Consider the following 16,776-nt stretch of genomic DNA (forward strand, 5'->3'; position numbering starts at 1 on the left):
GCACGTCTTTATTTCTGAATGGTTTTTCGGATGGTGCAGGGCGTGGGAGCTGGTTATAATCAGCGGCCTGTCAGGGCCTATAGCTCAGTTGGTTAGAGCAGAGGACTCATAATCCTTTGGTCCACGGTTCGAGTCCGTGTGGGCCCACCAGACATTCGAGAAGCCGCGCGATTGCGCGGCTTTTGGCTTTTTGGGGTTTGTGGCAGCCGGATCAGTCCTATGGTCCGAAGGTACAAATAGGTACAGTGCGGCTCCGCTTGCACGCTTTTGACCAAATGCATCGCACCGTCTGCGGCATCCGAGGGCACACAAAAAGCAAAGGGCTCGTAGCGAACGACCAAAAGGTCGCAAATCGTCTACGTCGCTCTAGCTTTTCGGCCCGCCCAGGGCCTGGTCGTCCATCACCGCGCTGATGGCGATGTGCTCGATGCGCGAGAAGCGTCGCATCCGCGACAGCGCCACTAGCCGCCAGCACGACTGCGAAGTTCGCGCCCTACATCAGGCCGGCGATGCGGGCGCAGCCGCCCACATGCACGGCCAACTTCGGCGCCAGCTCGGTGAGCTGAGTGGCGACGCTGGTGTACGGGATACGGTGGCGCATCGCGTACTTCGCCGGATGTGTCGACAGATCATTGGTCAGCAGGGCAATCCTGCTGATCTGCAGATCGGGCGGCAGGTTCAGATCACCCCATGGCTGCGATACCCCAGCGCCTCTCTCAAGCGTCGTCGAGGATTCTCCGTAAGGTCATCGTCGCTCAGGCCAGCAAACGGTCGATCAACGCCTGCTCGTAATCGTTGAGAGGCTGATCCTCGTAGAGCTTGTCGGAGGCCGCGACCAGCGCCTGGCCCTCGACCTGACGCCCACTTTCGCCATATACATGCCCAAGGTTCTCCAGCGATTGCAGGTTGCCGTGCAGGGAGAAGGAGATCAGGTACCAGCGCTCGGCCGCCTCGAGCTCGCCCAGGCGGTGACAGGCCACAGCCAGGTTGTGCTGGGCGTAGACGTGGTCGGATTCCAGGGCCTGCAACAACGCTTGCTTGGCCTGCTGATAGTCTTCGAGCTGCAAGCACAGAAGGCCAAGATTATTGTAGCCGTCGACATTGCCCAACTCGGCCGCGCGCCGGTAAGCCTGCTCAGCCTGCGGATAGCGCTCGGCATGCAGATGGACGTCACCGAGCAGGTTCAGCGCCTCCGGATGATCGTGGCGCACGGCGTTGCTGAGGTGCTCGACGGCGGCATCGTGATCGCCATCCTGGTAGGCCATGCTGCCAAGGTAGAAGTGGCTGCGGGGACAATCGTACCCGGCGGCTTTCTGGAAGTATTGGCGGGCGGTGTCGTGATCACCCTCCTGGAAGGCCAGGCTGCCGAGGTTGTAGTGGCTGCCCGGATAATCGTGCTCGGCAGCTCTCTGGAAGTGTCGGCGGGCGGCATCGTGATTACCGTCCTGGTAGGCCATGATGCCGAGGTTGTAGTGGCTGCCGGGATAGTCACGATCGGCGGCCATCTGGAAGTGTCGATGGGCATCGGCGCGATCGTCACGTGCCAGGCTCACCGCGCCAACGCCATTCATCCAGCGCGGGTCGGCGGGACACGCTTTGGCAAGGGTCTGGAAGCACTCCTGCGCGGCGTCCAGATCCTGCTCACGAAAGGCCGCCCAGGCCTGGTCATTGAGCGCAGTCGCCTGCTCGGCACTAAGCGTTTTTTTATTCATGAACCACATGGTGTTTCCTGCCTGGCGAGGGCAGGCCATTCTAAAGGCGTGTATAAAAGCCAACAAGGCAATGCCTCTGCTGGGTAGGTTCGAACCGTACTAGCCACACGCAGGTTGCAGCAGCACGACGCACTGGCGCGCGCCCTGAGCATCACTGCTGTGCGCAAATCTCGCGGCTGACTTTGGCCTTCCTATCCCGGAGCACAGGTGCATATACGTAGACCCTACCCTGCTGCGCTACAACCCATAAGCACAAACGGATCTTGGCGCCGGTGACTGCTTTGCTTTAGCCTACATCGCCGATGCTACCGACCTACTTTATTCACAAGCGCTGAAGGTACCTCCATCGCTGCGAAAGCCGTTTTCATCTTTGATTATTGGGTAGGCAAAGCTGACCGACAGCTCGGTCAGTTCGGGCCGGGCCGGGCCGGGCCAACCTACTGGTGCGTGGACAAGACCAGCAACTGCAATCAGTGGCTGATGAAGTTTGCCAGAGCCCCGCGAGAGGGTGTCATCGAATTGAGCAACGTCCTTATACCGATATCGGCGCCCGCCGAATCTGCGTCTAGCCTTCACCACAAGGCTGTGCAGTTGGCTAAACGCAGCATTCAAGAGCACAGGGGATGCAGATGGTGGATTATCAGGGCACAGGCAAGATTGCGGACTTTGCTGTTCGATATGCCTGACCCAGACGCTTGGCCCAGCATCAGACTAGATAACCGATTTCATGCCAAACACAGAGCTAGGCCTGCACCTCACTATCCCACGATGAATCTCCCCGCCCTCCACCACCAACTCTACCAACGCATCCGCACCGCCATCGAGACCGGCACGCTCGAGCCTGGCGAGCGCCTGCCCTCGGTTCGCGCATTGGCCAAGGAAATGGGCGTGGCGCGCGGTACGGTCGACCAGGCCTGGGCGCTGTTGACTGGCGAGGGCTACCTGCTGGCCCGGGGCGCGGCCGGCACGGTGGTGAACCCGAACCTGCAGTTACACAGCACCACCCGTGCCGCCCCTACCCCGTTGCCGGCGCAAGGCGCACAGTTCCCTGACACCCTCTGGCGCCCTGGCACGCTGATGCCCTTCCAGATGGGGGTGCCGGCGCTGGATGTATTTCCGCGTAAGTTGTGGGCGCGCCTGGGGGCGCGCTACGTTCGCGGGATGGGCATCGAGGCGCTGGATTACCCGCCGCCCCATGGGCTGCCGGGGCTGCGCGCGGCTATCGCCGCGTACCTGCAGGTGGCGCGCGGCTTGAGTTGCGAGGCGGGCCAGGTGTTCATCACCAGCGGCTGGCGGCACAGCCTGGCACTGGTAGCACACGCTTTGCTGCAGCAGGGCGATGCGGCCTGGGTGGAAAGCCCCGGCTACCCGCCCACTCGCCAGTTGCTGCGCGAAGCAGGGTTTACCCCGGTGCCGGTCGCAGTGGATGAGCACGGTTTGAACGTCGAGCAAGGCGTGGCCCAGGCGGCTCATGCGCGCCTGGCGGTGGTGACCCCGGCCAACCAAAGCCCGCTGTCGGTGAGCCTTGCCCTGCCCCGGCGCCAGGCGTTGTTGGCCTGGGCAAGCCAAGCGGGCAGTTGGGTGCTGGAGGATGACTACGACGGCGAGTTCCGCTACTGCAGCCGGCCTTTGCCCGCCTTGGCGAGCCTGGATACCCAGGGCCGGGTGCTGTATTCAGGCACCTTCAGCAAGGTGCTGTTTCCTGGCCTGCGAGTCGCCTACTTGATGGTGCCTGCAAGCGAAGTGGAACGCTTCGAGCGCGTGAGCCGGTGCTTTTTCGCGGGCGCAGTGCCGGCGATGGTGCAGGCGCAGGTTCAAACATTCATGGCCGAGGGGCATTTCGCCCGGCACATCGCGCGCATGCGCAAGCTTTACGCCCAGCGCCGAACCGCCACTGCCGAGGCGCTGGCACAGGGGCTGGGTACCGGGCAGCGGGCGGCGCCAGCGCCAGGGGGCATGCATCTTCTGCTCGAGCTCGCCCCTCATCTGGACGACCGCCGAATAGCGCAGCAGCTGCTCGAGCAAGGCATGGCCGTGCAACCGTTGTCTGCGTGGTACGCCGGGGTGCCCGCTGCACCGGGGCTGTTGATTGGCTTCACGCACTGCAGCGACCCGGCCGACGCCGTGCGCCTGGGCCAGGCCATTCGGCGGCTCACGGGGTATTAACTCAAACCGGCTTTATCCAACCCGTAAAGCTCGTCGCAGCTCCCGGGCACCGGGGTGAAGGCCACGCCCAGGCGATTCCAGCCGTTGATGGCGATGATCAGGTAGGTCAGCTCCGCCACTTCTTTTTCGGAAAACTGCTCCCGCACCTGGGCGTAATCCGCCTCGCTGACACCATTGGGGGGCAATTGCGTGAGTACCTCGGTCCAGGCCAAAGCTGCTCGTTCACGGGCCGAGAACAGCGGCGACTCGTACCAAATCGCCACATGGTGCAGACGCAGCTCGCGCTCCTGGTGTAGCCGCGCTTCTTTCACGTGCATGTCTACGCAGAACGCGCAGCCGTTGAGTTGGGATGCTCGCAGCATCACCAGGTGCTTGAGCGGCGCGAGCCAGGGCGTCTTGCGCGTGAGCTCCAGGGTGAAATCCAGGTATTTAGCGCTGGCTTCGGCAGCGAGCTGGGTGTAATCGAGGCGTTGGGTCATGGGGGCTACCTGTGCTGTGAAATAACTGCAGGCAGCTTAGGGAGCCTTGGCCTAGCCACATAGAGCCAAGAATTGCGTTTTCACCTAGGCCATGACCCGATCAACGAGATCATTCGGCCAGTGCGCGAGCGGCGCAAACAGCCCGCTACCCTTCGCAAGGGCGGTGCCTCTCAAGGCTTACGCTTGCGCGGCCCGGTATTGAACTTGGGCACCTTGCGCACCGCCTGAATCTCGGGCTGCGGTGCATCGTGGTTTTCCACCCACCGCCCCAGTGACCCTTTCGCACCACCGGTTTTCGGCTTCTTGGGTTTTTTCGGTTTCTTGATGACTTCACCGCCGGCGGTGGTTTCCGGCACACGGTGATCAGGTTCGAAGCCTGGCTCATCGATGCGCTTGATCACCTGCCGGGTCAGGCGCTCGATGGCGGCCAGTTGGTCGACTTCATCGGCGCACACCAGCGAGACCGCTTCACCCGTATTGCCAGCACGGCCGGTGCGGCCGATGCGGTGAACATAGTCCTCGGCGTTGATGGGCAGGTCGAGGTTGACCACCTGGGGCAGGTCCTGGATGTCCAGGCCCCGTGCGGCCACGTCAGTGGCAACCAGGATTGCCAGCTCACCGGCCTTGAATTGATCCAGCGCGCGTTGGCGCGTGGCCTGCGGGCGGTCGCCGTGGATGCCATCGGCGGCGTAACCCTGGCCCTGCAAGCGCTCGACCAATTGGTCAACGCCGTTGCGGGTTTTGGCGAACACCAGTACCTGTTTCCAGCGCTTGGCCTTGAGCAGGTGGCAAAACAGGTCGGCCTTGCGCTTTTTATCCACCGTGACCAGCCATTGCTTCACGCTGCTGGCGGCAACGTTGCGCGGGCTGACTTCCACCGACAATGGCTCGTCGAGCATCTGCCCGGCAAGCATGCGAATCTCGTCGGAGAACGTGGCGGAGAACAGCAGCGTCTGGCGGCGCTTGGGCAGGCTGGCATAAAGGCCACGCAGTTCTTCGGCAAACCCCAGGTCGAGCATGCGGTCGGCCTCGTCGAGCACCAGTGCCTGGACCTGGTTGAACTTGACTGCGTTCTGGCGGAACAGGTCCATCAGCCGGCCAGGCGTGGCCACCAGCACGTCGACACCACGGCGCAGGCGCATCATCTGCGGGTTGATGCTGACGCCGCCATACACCGCGTAGGTGCTGACCGGCAGCGCCTCGGCATAGGCACGCACATTGGCATGCACTTGCTCGGCCAGTTCACGGGTGGGCACCAGCACCAGGGCGCGTACCGAGTTGCTGGCCACCTTCGCCCCTTCTTGCGCCAGGCGCTGCAGCAAGGGCAAGGCGAAGCCCGCGGTCTTGCCGGTGCCGGTCTGGGCGGCGGCCATCAGGTCGCGGCCAGCGAGCACTGCGGGGATAGCCTTTTGCTGAACCGGGGTAGGCTCGCTGTAACCCAGGGTTTCCAGGGTGCGCAGCAAAGGGTCGATCAGGCCGAGGGAGGCGAAGGTCATGGAGGTACCAATCAGGGTGGGGCAAATACGGGCGCGCAGTTTACACCAGTGCGTGCCCCGCGAGCGCCACCGCCCGGCTCAATGGCGCAGCAACAGGTTGCCTTCGATGGGCACGTAGCGGCTGGCTGCGCGGATCAGCGCCCCGGCGGTCAGCCCAGGCACGCCGTAGGCGGTGGCTTGCACACCGTGGCGCTCGATGACCCGCTGCAGCAGCAAATCGAAATCGCCATCGCCAGAGGCCAGCACCACCTCATCGACCTCGGGCGCGGCGTCCAGCACGTCGATGGTGATGCCCACGTCCCAGTCGCCCTTGGCCGAGCCATCGGCGCGCTGGATGTAGGGCTTGAGCTTCACGGTAAAGCCCACGTTGCGCAGGATCTGCTGGAACTGCTGCTGGCGCGGGTCACCGCGCTCGGTGGCGTAGGCATAGGCCTTGACGATCTGGCCTTCGCGGCTGATCTGCTGCCAGAAGGCCGAGTAATTGAAGTGGCAACCGTAGGCCTGGCGCACGGTGTAATACAGGTTCTGTACATCGGCGAACACAGCGATGGTTTTCACACCTGCCCCTTTTCGGCTGGATACGGCAGCGCCGCCCGAAGGCGGCGCTGCGTGGTCAGGCGATCAGTATGCCAGCCCTTGAGGCTTCAGACGTAATCATCGTCGTCGAAGAAGCCGCCGTCGGCGCCATCGCTGCCCCAATCGGTGTTAGCGAAGCCGCCGGGGTCCTGGTCACTCCAGTTGCCCTGGTCGGCCACCTGGCCCTGGTCATAATTTGCCGGCTCGTCGCGGATGACCTCGACGATCTCCTGCGGCGCGCTGTTGTGGTGAAACAGGCTACTGATGCCCTCAGCCAGCATCACGCCCCCGGCCACGCCGGCGGCGGTCTGCAACGCACCCCGCATGAAGCCGCCGCCAGCCGGTGCGGCCTGCGGTTGGGGTGGTGGGGCATAGTTCTGCTGGGGCGCAGGCTGGCCCCAGCCGCTGTTGGGGTCGCGCCAGCCGCCGGCGCTGCGCGGGGCAGGCGCAGGCTCACGGCTACCGCCGCCGAACAGGTTGGAAAGAAAGCCCCCGCCGCCTTGCTGGGCAGGCGCCTGCGCCCGGCTACGCGCTTCATCCAGCTCAGCCTGCAATTGGCGCTTCTGCTCATCCATGCGCTTGAGGGCTGCCTCCTGCACCAGAATGGCCTGGGCCATGTAGTAGGCGGCCGATGGCTGGGCGGCCAGGTGCTGCTTGATCAACTGATCGGCCTGGGCATCGCGGGCGCCGCCCTCGGCCTCGGCCTTTTTCAGGCGGGTGAACAAGCCATCGATCAGGGTTTGCTCTTCACTGTTCATGGCGACCTCGCAAGTTGCCGAAAGAAGTGGCCCACTGGCCAGACGGGAAAACAATGCGGCCCGGCCCCGGTGCTTTCAATCCATACCCCGCATTAAAGTTAATTTATCCAGCCGCGGCCGATCGGCTACAGTGACGCCTGCTTCGCCATTCGACCCTGACGCAGACCCCAATGAATCCGCTCACCGTAGTCCAAGACGCCCTGTATTTCTTTCGCCGCCACCTGCTGGCCATCGCTGCGCTGTGCCTGCCACTGATCGTGCTGGAAGCGCTGGCCGAGCAGTTGGTGGCCCATAGCACCGGCCCCAACGGCTCACCTGTGTACGACATCCTCGTCGGCCTGCTGTTCTATCCCCTCTACACCGGCGCCCTGATCCTGTTCCTCGATGCCCGCAGCCACGGCGACACCCCGCGCACCCAAGACCTCTGGGCCATGGCGCTGCGCCTGTGGCCACGCTTTGCGCTGCTGGCTGCGGTGAGCACGCTGTGCATCATGCTGGGCATGTCGCTGTTCGTGCTGCCGGGGCTGTGGGTGATGGCCAAACTGGTGTTTTCCGAATACCTGCTGGTGCTGCGCGGGCTGCCACCGCTCAGTGCGATCAAGCAGAGCTTCCTGCTCACCCAGGGCCATTTCTGGCGCATCCTGGCGTGCATCCTGCTGGTGCTGGTGCCGCTGTGGGCGATCGACTGGGCCAGCGCCCAGGTGTACCCACCGGAAGGCGGCAACATGCTCGTGCAATTGATCATCGACAGCCTCAACAGCTTCCTGCAGCTGTTCACCACGGTCGTGCTGTTCCGCCTGTTCATGCTCATCGCCGACCCCAGCCTGCGCCAGCCCGGCTGAGGCCGGCTGGCGGCTGTTGCCAGACACCTCCTGAAGCCGGTGAGCTTCGGTAAAATCTGGTAACAGTACGGCACAGATTTACCCCCCCTCGCTTCGTTAGCTTAGTGCTTCTTCCGACAACGAGGCTTTCCATGAAACGTTTCTCGCTGCACCTGATCGCCGCTGCCCTCCCCCTACTCGCCGCCACCCAGGCCAATGCTCACGGCCTCTGGACCGAACAGCGCCGTGGCCACATCGAAGTGGTGGTCGGCGAAGGCGCCGAAGACGATGCCTTCGACCCTGCCCAGGTCAAGGCCGCCCACGCCTGGAACGGCAAGGGCGACGCGTTGAAGGTCGAGATCGAGAAACTCAAGGATCACGCCCGCCTGGCACCGGCCAAGGGGGCGGCCGTGGTGGCCGTGGAATTCGACGCAGGCGTGTGGACCAAGGACGCCGACGGCAAGTGGGCAGAGAAACCCAAGGCCGAGGTCAAGAACGCCGTGTCCACCACGCAGGGGCTGCGCTACAGCCTGGCGATCAACGACCACTACAGCCAGTTGCCCAAGCTCGACAAACTGGGCTTGGTGATCGTGCCGCAAGTGGACCCCGCCACCGTGGGGCAGGGCAAGCCGCTTGCCGTGCAGGTGCTGTCCAACGGCAAACCGGTCGAAGGGGTCAAGCTTTACGAAGACTTTCGCAACATGCCCGAGCAAGCCACCATCACCACCGACAAGGACGGCCGCGCCCAGGTCACGGTGCGCAACGAAGGCCTGAACGTGATCGCCGCCTACAGCGAGGCCAAGGTCGAGGGCAACAAGGCGCTCGACGCGTACGGCTACTTCACCTCGCTGACGTTCGTCGGCGCCGAGCACCACGAGTAATACCCCGCCGCGGCTCATCCCACCTGGGCCGCGCTTTCAACCCCCACCCCGCCCGGCGAGAGCGGCATCAGCCTGCCACCATGCAACAGCACCCGATTGGAAGATTTTTCCAAACCCGGGGCCACTGCACTTCGGAAAAAGCAATTTTATTTCTCTCCTCCAGTGCTTGAATAGTTCCGCCGGGATTGGACATTTAAATGTTCGATTGCATGCATTCCATGTATCGGATCGGACCGGCATTACCATCACTGAAGGGATAAGACCATGTCGACTACCGTTGCCAAATCGGAAAAGAAAGTTGATACCTCCAGCAAGAAGATCGTGATCAAGGCCAAGCATCAGCGTCCGATCCTGATGGCTGCTCACTTGTAACAGGGCGTCACTGGCCGGGCGTAATGCCCGGCTTTCCTATTCGACGAGGAGCACTGGGATGAGCGAGACCTTTGTCGCATTTGGCCGGTTCCAAGAGGGTCACGACCCTGCGGCGAAAACGTTGTTGTTTTCAGGTAGTGAACATGAAATAAGCGGTTTGACCGGCGACAGTACCCAATGGAATCAAGTACTCGCGCTGTGTGATGGCTCCAGGACACTGGATGAAGTGTGTGCCCTCAACGGCGCCCTGCCCAGCGAGGAGGTGGGAGAACTGCTGGAGTCGCTCGCCGAGAGCAACCTGGCCTATCGCATCGACTCTGGCGAGCGGTACATGACCGGTGATGAAGCCATACTCATCATTGAGGACCTTCAGGCCGATTTGCTTCACAAAACACTCTATGCAAACAAATTCTGGCGAGCGCTGCAGGCGCCAGAGCAGGTGCCGGTGAACGTCTATTACGGCATGGCCATCGAGAACTTCAACTTCCTCTATCGCGAAAGTTGGTTCGATTCGCCAGTGCTCAATTACGTCGCCTCGGAAAAAGCCCGATTGAAGATGAATGAGTTTTACGGTGAGGAATACGGTCACGATGAACTCATCTTCAAAGCACTGAGCACCCTTGGCATCACCCAGCAGCAAATACGTGCATCGATGCCCCTGCCAGAGACCCTGGCGCTGTGCAATGCACTGGCTTATTGGGCAGCGACCGACCCACTGTTCTTTTTCACCACCATGGGCATTCTCGAAGGCAAAGACATCGAGGTCGATAGTTATATCCTGGCGATGCAAGCCAGTGGAAAGGTCGATAACGCGTTCATCGACCCCATCATGGCTCACGCCAATATCAACATCGGTGCCGAGCACGGGGTGCTCACCCGAGAACTGTTCGCCGAAATACCCGTGGTCACGGCCGACCAGCTACGCAGCATGAAGGCGAACACCCATGTATTCGTGGAGTTGTACGACAACTTCCATTCTGCCGTCTGGGATTTTTACTCGACCACCGAAACCCTTCTCCGGCCAGTCAACCCATAAGGGGCGCTCGCATGCAAACCCATAGCCAACGATTCCGTTATCCCAAATTCCGGGCGGGCGTTATGCACACGCAGGTCGGTGACAGCCACCACCTGGACTATCGGCTGCAGAGTGTAGTGCTGGAAGACCCACAGGACGCCAGCCTGGTGGCGCTGCTCGCCGACTTGAAAGAGGGTTGCCTGAGTACCGACGAACTCTGTCGCAAACACGAGGCGCGTTTCGAGGCAGAATCGGTCGCAGCGCTGATTGCCGACCTCGACAAGCACTATCTGCTAACCGAAGGCCGATACAGCAAGCCTGCGGGAGTGCTTTCGGGCAAGGAGTTCACGCGCAAGCTCAACGCAACCATCGCCAGTTTCCACAGAAAGCAGGGCGACTCGCCGCTGTATATACGGATGAAGGACCGCAGTGTCACGCGCACGCAACTTATCGGTTTCGCCATTGAGTACTACCACATCGTCAAGCAGGCACCGAAAGTCATCTCACCCGCGATGGCCCACCACACCAGCCCAGAGGTGTACCAAGGGATCAAGAAGCTGTTTCTGGAGGAGCATGATCATGAGTCCCTGCTGGCCGAGGCGCTGCACGCGGTAGGCATCGATAAGCACAAGCTCGGGCAGGTAGCGCCACTGGATTCGACCTTCTCTATCTATTCTTCGCTCGGTGTGTATGCCCGGCAGCACCTGTTGTCGTTCATCAGCGCACTGTTTCTGTTCGAAGAGCCTTATCCGGAATTCAATGAGCTGTTCATCGAATCCTGCCAGCGCCTTGATATTCCCAAAGCATTCTGGGGGCCGATCATCGGGCATTCCAATGTCAACGAGTCCGAAGGTCACGGCAACATCACCAACGAACTGCTATGCCACTTTCCCGCGATCTCGGCAGAGGAAGCCAGGGTCACCCTTGTCCATGCCTGCTCGCTGCTCGAATTGATGGGGCGCTGGGACAGCCAGATCTGCGCCTACTACGAGGCAACCGTCAAACTTCGCTTGTTCAGCTGAGGAAACCAGCATGGAAAAGTGGTCCATTGGCAGCTACCGCAAACCGTTCCTGGATGTCGGCTATTTCCATGCCGACGAGTTGAACGGAACCGTCGAAATCGGCGAAAAGGATTCGGAGTTCGCATTGTCTAGCGAAGCTGCAGCTTTGCTCGATGCAACGTTGAAGGGCCTGATGCGCAAAGACAGCGAGCACTGGCCAGCATTGCAGCAGAAAACAGCCGACCTGCAGCTCCAGAACATCGTTTCGGTACTCGACGATGCCGGGCTCATCAGGGAGTCGGCGCCTGAACACACGCTTGCGAAGAAACAGCACCTGTTGCAGGAAGCCCTCAGCGAAGCCGAGTGTGCCTTGCAAAGGCACCCCTTCACCGAGCTTGGCGTTGCACGTGAACTGCTGGACTTCATCGCAGATACCTCGCCCCGGCCATTCGATGCCTTGTATGCCAGCAGCACCAACATCTACCTCGTCTATGCCCGCGTAGCGCTACAGAGCTGGATGATCATCTGCCCACCGGCTGTATCGGCAGCGGCCGCGCTGCTTGAGCGGCTGCTGGGTAAGCCACACCCCCCGGTAGAGGTGGAGTTCAGTGCGTTCTGGGTGGGCGAAGTGCGCAAGTGCCTGTCGGTATTGACTTGGCTACTGGTGCGTAGCCAGCAGCCCGGTGCGGGGAAGCTCTGCACGAACCTACTACCCATTGAGGCTACTGATTCTGGGCTGAACCTGGCCATCCGCCTTGAACGCTGGGGGCTGGACTTCCTCGCCGAGCAAAGCGGCAGCCAGTACCGCGCCTCGTTCAATGACCAAAACGATCGCCGCGATGCCCTGATCGCCGCGAGCTACGCTCAGGAGTACTACATCACTGATCGGTTCATCGACCTGATCTGCCCCGCTATCGCCAAACGGCTGCCGCGGCCGCTGAAAAAGCTCGCTCGCCGCTACTACATGGAGGAGGCCGGGCATGAGCTCTACGAGCTCAAGACGTGTAAATCGTTGGGCATGAGCGAGGACGCGTTACACACGGCGCTACCGACCCCCTTCGCACAGCTGTTGTGCGATTTCTACACCTATTTCGCAACCAGTGACGTGGTCTCGTATTTCGCAGCGGCCACCATCACCGAAGGCCTGCCAGGCCAGGAAAACCTGCTCAATGCTTTATCGGCGCAATTCAGCAGTGCCCCCGTCTTCAACAACCGGCCCTCACGCAAGCATGAGCAGTTGAACGACAAGTTGGCTCATCAGTACATCTCAAGGATCATGCTGTCGGAAGTGGGCGAATTGAGCATGGCACAGCAACGGTCCACCGCAACGGCCTACGCTCTGCTGCTGGAACTGACCCACCGCGCTTGGGAAGAATTGCACCGGATTCACGTCGTCAACCGGCGGCCACCCCTGAACTTCGCCATGGAAGACTTCCTGTGAATTCACCGCTGGCACTGGAGCGATATCAGGCATTGGTGAACCCACATTGGGCCTCCCTGCTGCAGCAACTGGGCCAGGCCCCGGTTTTCCTCCGAGCCAAAGGCGAGTTCCTCTACGACAGTGAGGGCAAGCGCTGGCTGGACTTCGTCGGGCATTATGGTGCGTCGATCCTGGGGCACAATCATGAAGCGATCCAGCACCAGCTGATCGAGCTGGTCCGGCAGGACCTACCTGTGGGGGCGCCGTTGGGTATCTGCACAGGTGCGGCCCCGTTGGCGGAGCGCTTGATCGACCGTATCGAGCTGCCCGGTTCGTGGAAGCTGTGCACCCTGACCACCGGTACCGAAGCGGTCGAGGGCGCGGTCAAGGCCGCACTGTTTCACACCTCGAGGCGAAAGCTGCTGGTCCGACGGCGCTGCTTCCATGGCAACAGTGCCTTGACCCTCCACCTGAGCGATCAGCCCGCCCATCGTGTGGGCTTCGAAACACTGCGGCCCGACCTAGAGGTGGTGTTTTTCGAGGAGATCGACCAAGCCTTGGCACTGATTGCGGGTGAAGACATCGCCGCCCTGCTCATCGAGCCAGTCCAGGCCATGGGTGGCGGCCGCGCCTGCCCGGCCAGTGAAGCTGACCGATTGCTCAAGGCGTGCCGGGCGTTCGGTACCGTCAGCATCGTCGACGAAGTGTTTTCCGGGCTGGGGCGCTGCGGCGCGTATTCGGCGATGCAAGCCCTGGGCTGGCGTGAACGGCCCGACATGCTGCTTCTGGCCAAAGCCCTGACCGGCGGCCTGATACCCAGTGCCCACTTGCTGCTGCGTACGCCGCTGTTCGATGACCTCTTCGCCCGGCCGGGTTGCCAGAAGATCCTCGGCAGCACCTTCGCGAACAACAACCTGGCACTTCACCTGGCCAGCGCGGTGTTGGACCTGCTCGACGAACACCTTGGGCCTGGCAATGCGCTGGAACCGCTGGAATGCTTCGGCGGGCAGTTGGGTGCCTGCGCCGGGAGCTGCCCGGACGTGATCCAGAAGGTTACAGGGCTGGCCGCCTGCGTCTTCATTCACTGCAAAGATGCCGAGACCTGCTTCAACCTGTGGCACTCGCTTTTTCTCAATCAGGTCTGCACCACAATCTGCCCGCACGATCCCGCTGTTCTGAAACTGATCGTACCGTTGACCGTCAGCCAGGATTCGCTGGACGAGTTTGTGCATATCTTTTCCGACCTGACTCTCGACCTTCAGGGGTGATCGATGAGGCTGCTATTGCTCGGCCCTACAGACGACTACCTGCGCAAAGTCATGATGGTCGCACCATCGGTCGTCGTGCTGACCGAAACGAAGCGACTGACGCCTTGGCAGCGCACGGCGCCGTGCGAAATACATCTCGCGGACTTCGACGACATTCCCGGCCTACTGTTCAAGGCCTCCGCCATCAACACCCGCACGCCGTTGCGAGCAGTGCTCTCATTCACCGAACTCGGCACCGTGCCAGCAGCGATCATCGGGCGGACCTTGAGTATCGCCGCCCCGCCATTGCACGCCTCGCTGGTGTCTCGAGACAAGCTGTTGACGCGCGAAGCATTGCGCGCCCAAGGGCTCACCAAGGTGGCCTTTTTCGAGCGGCGCACCTGCACATCCGATCACGCGCTGCATAACGAAGGCCCGGGTACGCTGATAGCCAAGCCCGTGGGCGGGACCGGCAGCTGTGATGTGCACCGGGTCGAGGCAGGTGCCACCGTGCCGCTCGCGGCCAACGGGCGCTACATCGTCGAAAGCTGGGTGCCCGGCGAGGAGTTCAGTTGCGAGACGTTCAGCATCGCAGGGGTGCATCACCTGCTGGCCGTGACCGAAAAACGCCTCGGTGGGGTCGGCGGGCTGGTGGAAGTCGGGCACGTGGTCGATTCAGAATCATCCGCCCTCTCCACCAGCCAGTGGCATTATATTCGTCGCTGCCTGGACGCCATCGGGCTTACCGACGGGCCGGGCCACCTGGAGTTCAAGGTGGACGGCGACGCGATCGAAATCATCGAATGCCACAACCGACCGGGCGGCGACCGTATCTGGAACTTGGTCGAGATAGTGACAGGGTTCGACATGATAACCGCCCACGCCCGGTTGCTGCTGGGTGGGCCCGTAGAAGTGTTACTAACACGCCATGGCTGCGCCGCCATCAGCTATTTCGACTTCCCTGTAGGCACCGTCAGGTCAATCCACGTCCCCGAGCGCAGCGCTGGATACGTGCACTGGTTCGAGATGTACCTCAGGCCCGGCGACACGATCAAGGCCATGACCGACTCGTTCCATCGTCATGGGGGCATCATCGTCTCGGCGCCGGACCGCCTCCTGCTGGAGGAACGCCTGAACCTGGAATTAGATCGCATCGAGGTCATTGTCGACCCATGAGCCTGCGTACCCTGGTTGTTTCGATGCCAAGCGACGCTCGGCGCGTCGTGCTGGTCCAGTTCCTCACTGCACTGGGTTACTTTTCGGTAATCCCTTTTTTCGTGGTGTACATGGTCAAGGGGCTTGGCCAGTCTCCGGCCTTTGCCGCAGGACAGCTGACGCTATTTCTCTCGGGGCAATACGCGGCCTCCTTTGCAGGGGCGTATGTGAGCCATCGAGCCACGCCCTTGTTCACGATGAAAATCGGTCTAGTTTTACAGATCGCCACCTATGTGCTGTTCGCCACAGGAGTGTCGTCGCCCCCCGCCCTTTGCGCACTGAGCCTGGCGCTCGGCGTGAGCAAGGCGTTCTTCACACCTGCGGCAAAGGCCGCGCTCGTCGCTTTGACACCCGCTACCAACCACTACTTGCTGTTTTCTTTTAGAAGTACGGTCAACAACCTCGGCGTAGCCCTCGGCAGTTCACTGGGGGCCGCGCTCATCGACCAGACGGCATTCGCCTTCTTCCTGTTCGCCGCGTGCATCCAGGCCGTGGCACTGGGGGTGCTCCACGCCGTGCGCGCCCCATCGGCGACACCCGAACGCCCTGCCCGGCCCAAGCCTGACTTTGGCAGGGCCGTGCGTGCGGTCATGGCCATGCCTCTGGCCGTTGTGCTGATGGCCGTGACCCTGTGCTATCAGTTCCACTACATCCAGTTGGAATATGCCTTTCCCTTGATCGCCGACAGTGCATGGGGTACGGATGCCGTAGCCCACGTGTTCTGGGTGAACGCCGCCGCAGTGATGGCGCTGCAGATCCCCCTCAACACATGGCTGTCGCAGCGGCTGCCGGTGTATCTGACTTTGGCCTTGGGCTTCACCCTCATGTGCCTAGCCTTCGGGCTGCTGGCCGAGTCATCCGTTGAGCCAGTGTTCCTAGCAGGTGTGCTGTTGTTCACGCTGGGCGAAATCACCATCGACCCCGCGATCGACGCGTTGCTCAGCAAAGGCCTGCCGGTCGACCTGCTCCCTGTGGGCTTCGGTGTACTAGGGCTGATGGGCCTGCTGGGCGCAGTGGCAGGCAATGCGGTAGCCAGCCGCTTCGCAGGGTTGGGCGACTTCACCCTGTTCTGGTACATCAACTGCGCGCTCGCGGCAGTGGCGGTAGCGCTGGTGACGCTCTACCGTAGGCAAGACAAACCCACATTCAAGGAAGGGCTTCATGGGCACCATCACTGAGACCGACACCATAACTCTGACGCTCGACAAGGCCCGCCTGGACATCACTTTTGTGCATGCCTTCCTCACCACCTCGACCTGGGCAGCTGGCATCTCCCGGGACCGGGTAGAGACCAGTATCGCCAACAGCCTGTGCGTAGGCGCTTACGACGGAGCCCAGCAGGTGGGCTTCGCCCGCCTGGTCACAGACTTTGCGACCTTCGGCTACCTGTGCGATGTCTTCGTCGACGAGGCATACCGAGGGCGAGGCCTGGGGCGCCGGCTCTCGGAAACCTTGCTTGAAGTACCTGAAGTGAGGTCGCTGCGGCGGATCCTGTTAGCCACCACCACAGCGCCCTGGCTGTACGAAAAGATAGGCTTTACACCCGTCAACCGGCCCAATTACCTGTGGCAACTCCATCGCCCGGACGTATACACCCAAACACCCACAGCGTGAGGC

At 61.8% G+C, this 16,776-nt stretch carries 15 protein-coding genes and 1 tRNA gene; 11 read left to right on the forward strand and 5 right to left on the reverse strand.

All coding sequences use genetic code 11. The features are described from left to right. Positions 1 to 73 precede the first annotated feature (73 nt). Positions 74 to 150 (forward strand) — tRNA-Ile (locus F474_RS18420). A gap of 605 nt (positions 151 to 755) precedes the next feature. On the opposite strand, the gene F474_RS18425 is transcribed toward F474_RS18420, so the two are convergent. After that, positions 756 to 1,712 carry a tetratricopeptide repeat protein gene (locus F474_RS18425; protein ID WP_256582811.1) on the reverse strand — a complete coding sequence of 319 codons (957 nt, stop codon included), beginning with the start codon at positions 1,710 to 1,712 and terminating at the stop codon, positions 756 to 758. Between the two features lie 768 nt (positions 1,713 to 2,480). Here F474_RS18425 and F474_RS18435 point away from each other — a divergent pair. After that, positions 2,481 to 3,878: a PLP-dependent aminotransferase family protein gene (locus F474_RS18435; protein WP_097087229.1), complete on the forward strand. Its 1,398-nt coding sequence runs from the start codon at positions 2,481 to 2,483 to the stop codon at positions 3,876 to 3,878. On the opposite strand, the gene F474_RS18440 is transcribed toward F474_RS18435, so the two are convergent. The 4 genes from F474_RS18440 to F474_RS18455 all read right to left on the reverse strand — a co-directional run bounded on the left by F474_RS18440 (position 3,875) and on the right by F474_RS18455 (position 7,187). Continuing rightward, the gene (locus F474_RS18440; protein ID WP_097087226.1) at positions 3,875 to 4,357 is read right to left on the reverse strand and encodes a carboxymuconolactone decarboxylase family protein; all 483 of its coding nucleotides are present in this window, start codon (positions 4,355 to 4,357) and stop codon (positions 3,875 to 3,877) included. The two genes, F474_RS18435 and F474_RS18440, sit on opposite strands and share 4 nt — an antisense overlap. Positions 4,358 to 4,527: 170 nt before the next feature. Continuing rightward, a complete protein-coding gene (locus F474_RS18445) occupies positions 4,528 to 5,853 on the reverse strand; it encodes a DEAD/DEAH box helicase (RefSeq protein ID WP_097087224.1) in 1,326 nt (441 codons plus the stop codon). 78 nt (positions 5,854 to 5,931) lie between these two features. Then, positions 5,932 to 6,411 carry an NYN domain-containing protein gene (locus F474_RS18450; protein WP_097087221.1) on the reverse strand — a complete coding sequence of 160 codons (480 nt, stop codon included), beginning with the start codon at positions 6,409 to 6,411 and terminating at the stop codon, positions 5,932 to 5,934. An 86-nt stretch (positions 6,412 to 6,497) separates the two neighbouring features. Next, complete coding sequence (locus tag F474_RS18455; protein WP_097087219.1) at positions 6,498 to 7,187, reverse strand: DUF2076 domain-containing protein; 690 nt, start codon at positions 7,185 to 7,187, stop codon at positions 6,498 to 6,500. Positions 7,188 to 7,357: 170 nt separating this feature from the next. On the opposite strand from F474_RS18455, the gene F474_RS18460 reads away from it, so the two are divergent. The 9 genes from F474_RS18460 (at position 7,358) to F474_RS18500 (ending at position 16,773) form a co-directional block, all read left to right on the forward strand. Beyond that, a complete protein-coding gene (locus tag F474_RS18460; protein WP_097087216.1) occupies positions 7,358 to 8,029 on the forward strand; it encodes a hypothetical protein in 672 nt (223 codons plus the stop codon). 131 nt (positions 8,030 to 8,160) lie between these two features. Beyond that, positions 8,161 to 8,889, forward strand: coding sequence for a DUF4198 domain-containing protein (locus tag F474_RS18465; RefSeq protein ID WP_097087214.1), 729 nt, complete (start codon positions 8,161 to 8,163; stop codon positions 8,887 to 8,889). Between the two features lie 430 nt (positions 8,890 to 9,319). After that, a complete protein-coding gene (locus F474_RS18470; protein ID WP_097087212.1) occupies positions 9,320 to 10,297 on the forward strand; it encodes a hypothetical protein in 978 nt (325 codons plus the stop codon). A 62-nt stretch (positions 10,298 to 10,359) separates the two neighbouring features. Then, positions 10,360 to 11,298 carry an iron-containing redox enzyme family protein gene (locus tag F474_RS18475; RefSeq protein WP_097087209.1) on the forward strand — a complete coding sequence of 313 codons (939 nt, stop codon included), beginning with the start codon at positions 10,360 to 10,362 and terminating at the stop codon, positions 11,296 to 11,298. A gap of 10 nt (positions 11,299 to 11,308) precedes the next feature. Next, positions 11,309 to 12,718: a hypothetical protein gene (locus tag F474_RS22715; protein WP_165830342.1), complete on the forward strand. Its 1,410-nt coding sequence runs from the start codon at positions 11,309 to 11,311 to the stop codon at positions 12,716 to 12,718. Beyond that, positions 12,715 to 13,965, forward strand: coding sequence for an aminotransferase class III-fold pyridoxal phosphate-dependent enzyme (locus F474_RS18480; protein WP_165830343.1), 1,251 nt, complete (start codon positions 12,715 to 12,717; stop codon positions 13,963 to 13,965). The genes F474_RS22715 and F474_RS18480 overlap by 4 nt, the downstream gene beginning before the upstream one ends. A 3-nt stretch (positions 13,966 to 13,968) precedes the next feature. Then, a complete protein-coding gene (locus F474_RS18485; RefSeq protein WP_097087204.1) occupies positions 13,969 to 15,120 on the forward strand; it encodes an ATP-grasp domain-containing protein in 1,152 nt (383 codons plus the stop codon). Beyond that, entirely contained in the window at positions 15,117 to 16,337 is a 1,221-nt protein-coding gene (locus F474_RS18490) for an MFS transporter (RefSeq protein ID WP_165830344.1), read from the forward strand. Before F474_RS18485 ends, F474_RS18490 begins: the two co-directional genes overlap by 4 nt. Continuing rightward, positions 16,321 to 16,773: a GNAT family N-acetyltransferase gene (locus tag F474_RS18500; protein WP_097087199.1), complete on the forward strand. Its 453-nt coding sequence runs from the start codon at positions 16,321 to 16,323 to the stop codon at positions 16,771 to 16,773. The genes F474_RS18490 and F474_RS18500 overlap by 17 nt, the downstream gene beginning before the upstream one ends. Positions 16,774 to 16,776 lie beyond the last annotated feature (3 nt).

The sequence above is a fragment of the Pseudomonas sp. URIL14HWK12:I12 genome (assembly GCF_003097135.1).
GTDB lineage: Bacteria > Pseudomonadota > Gammaproteobacteria > Pseudomonadales > Pseudomonadaceae > Aquipseudomonas.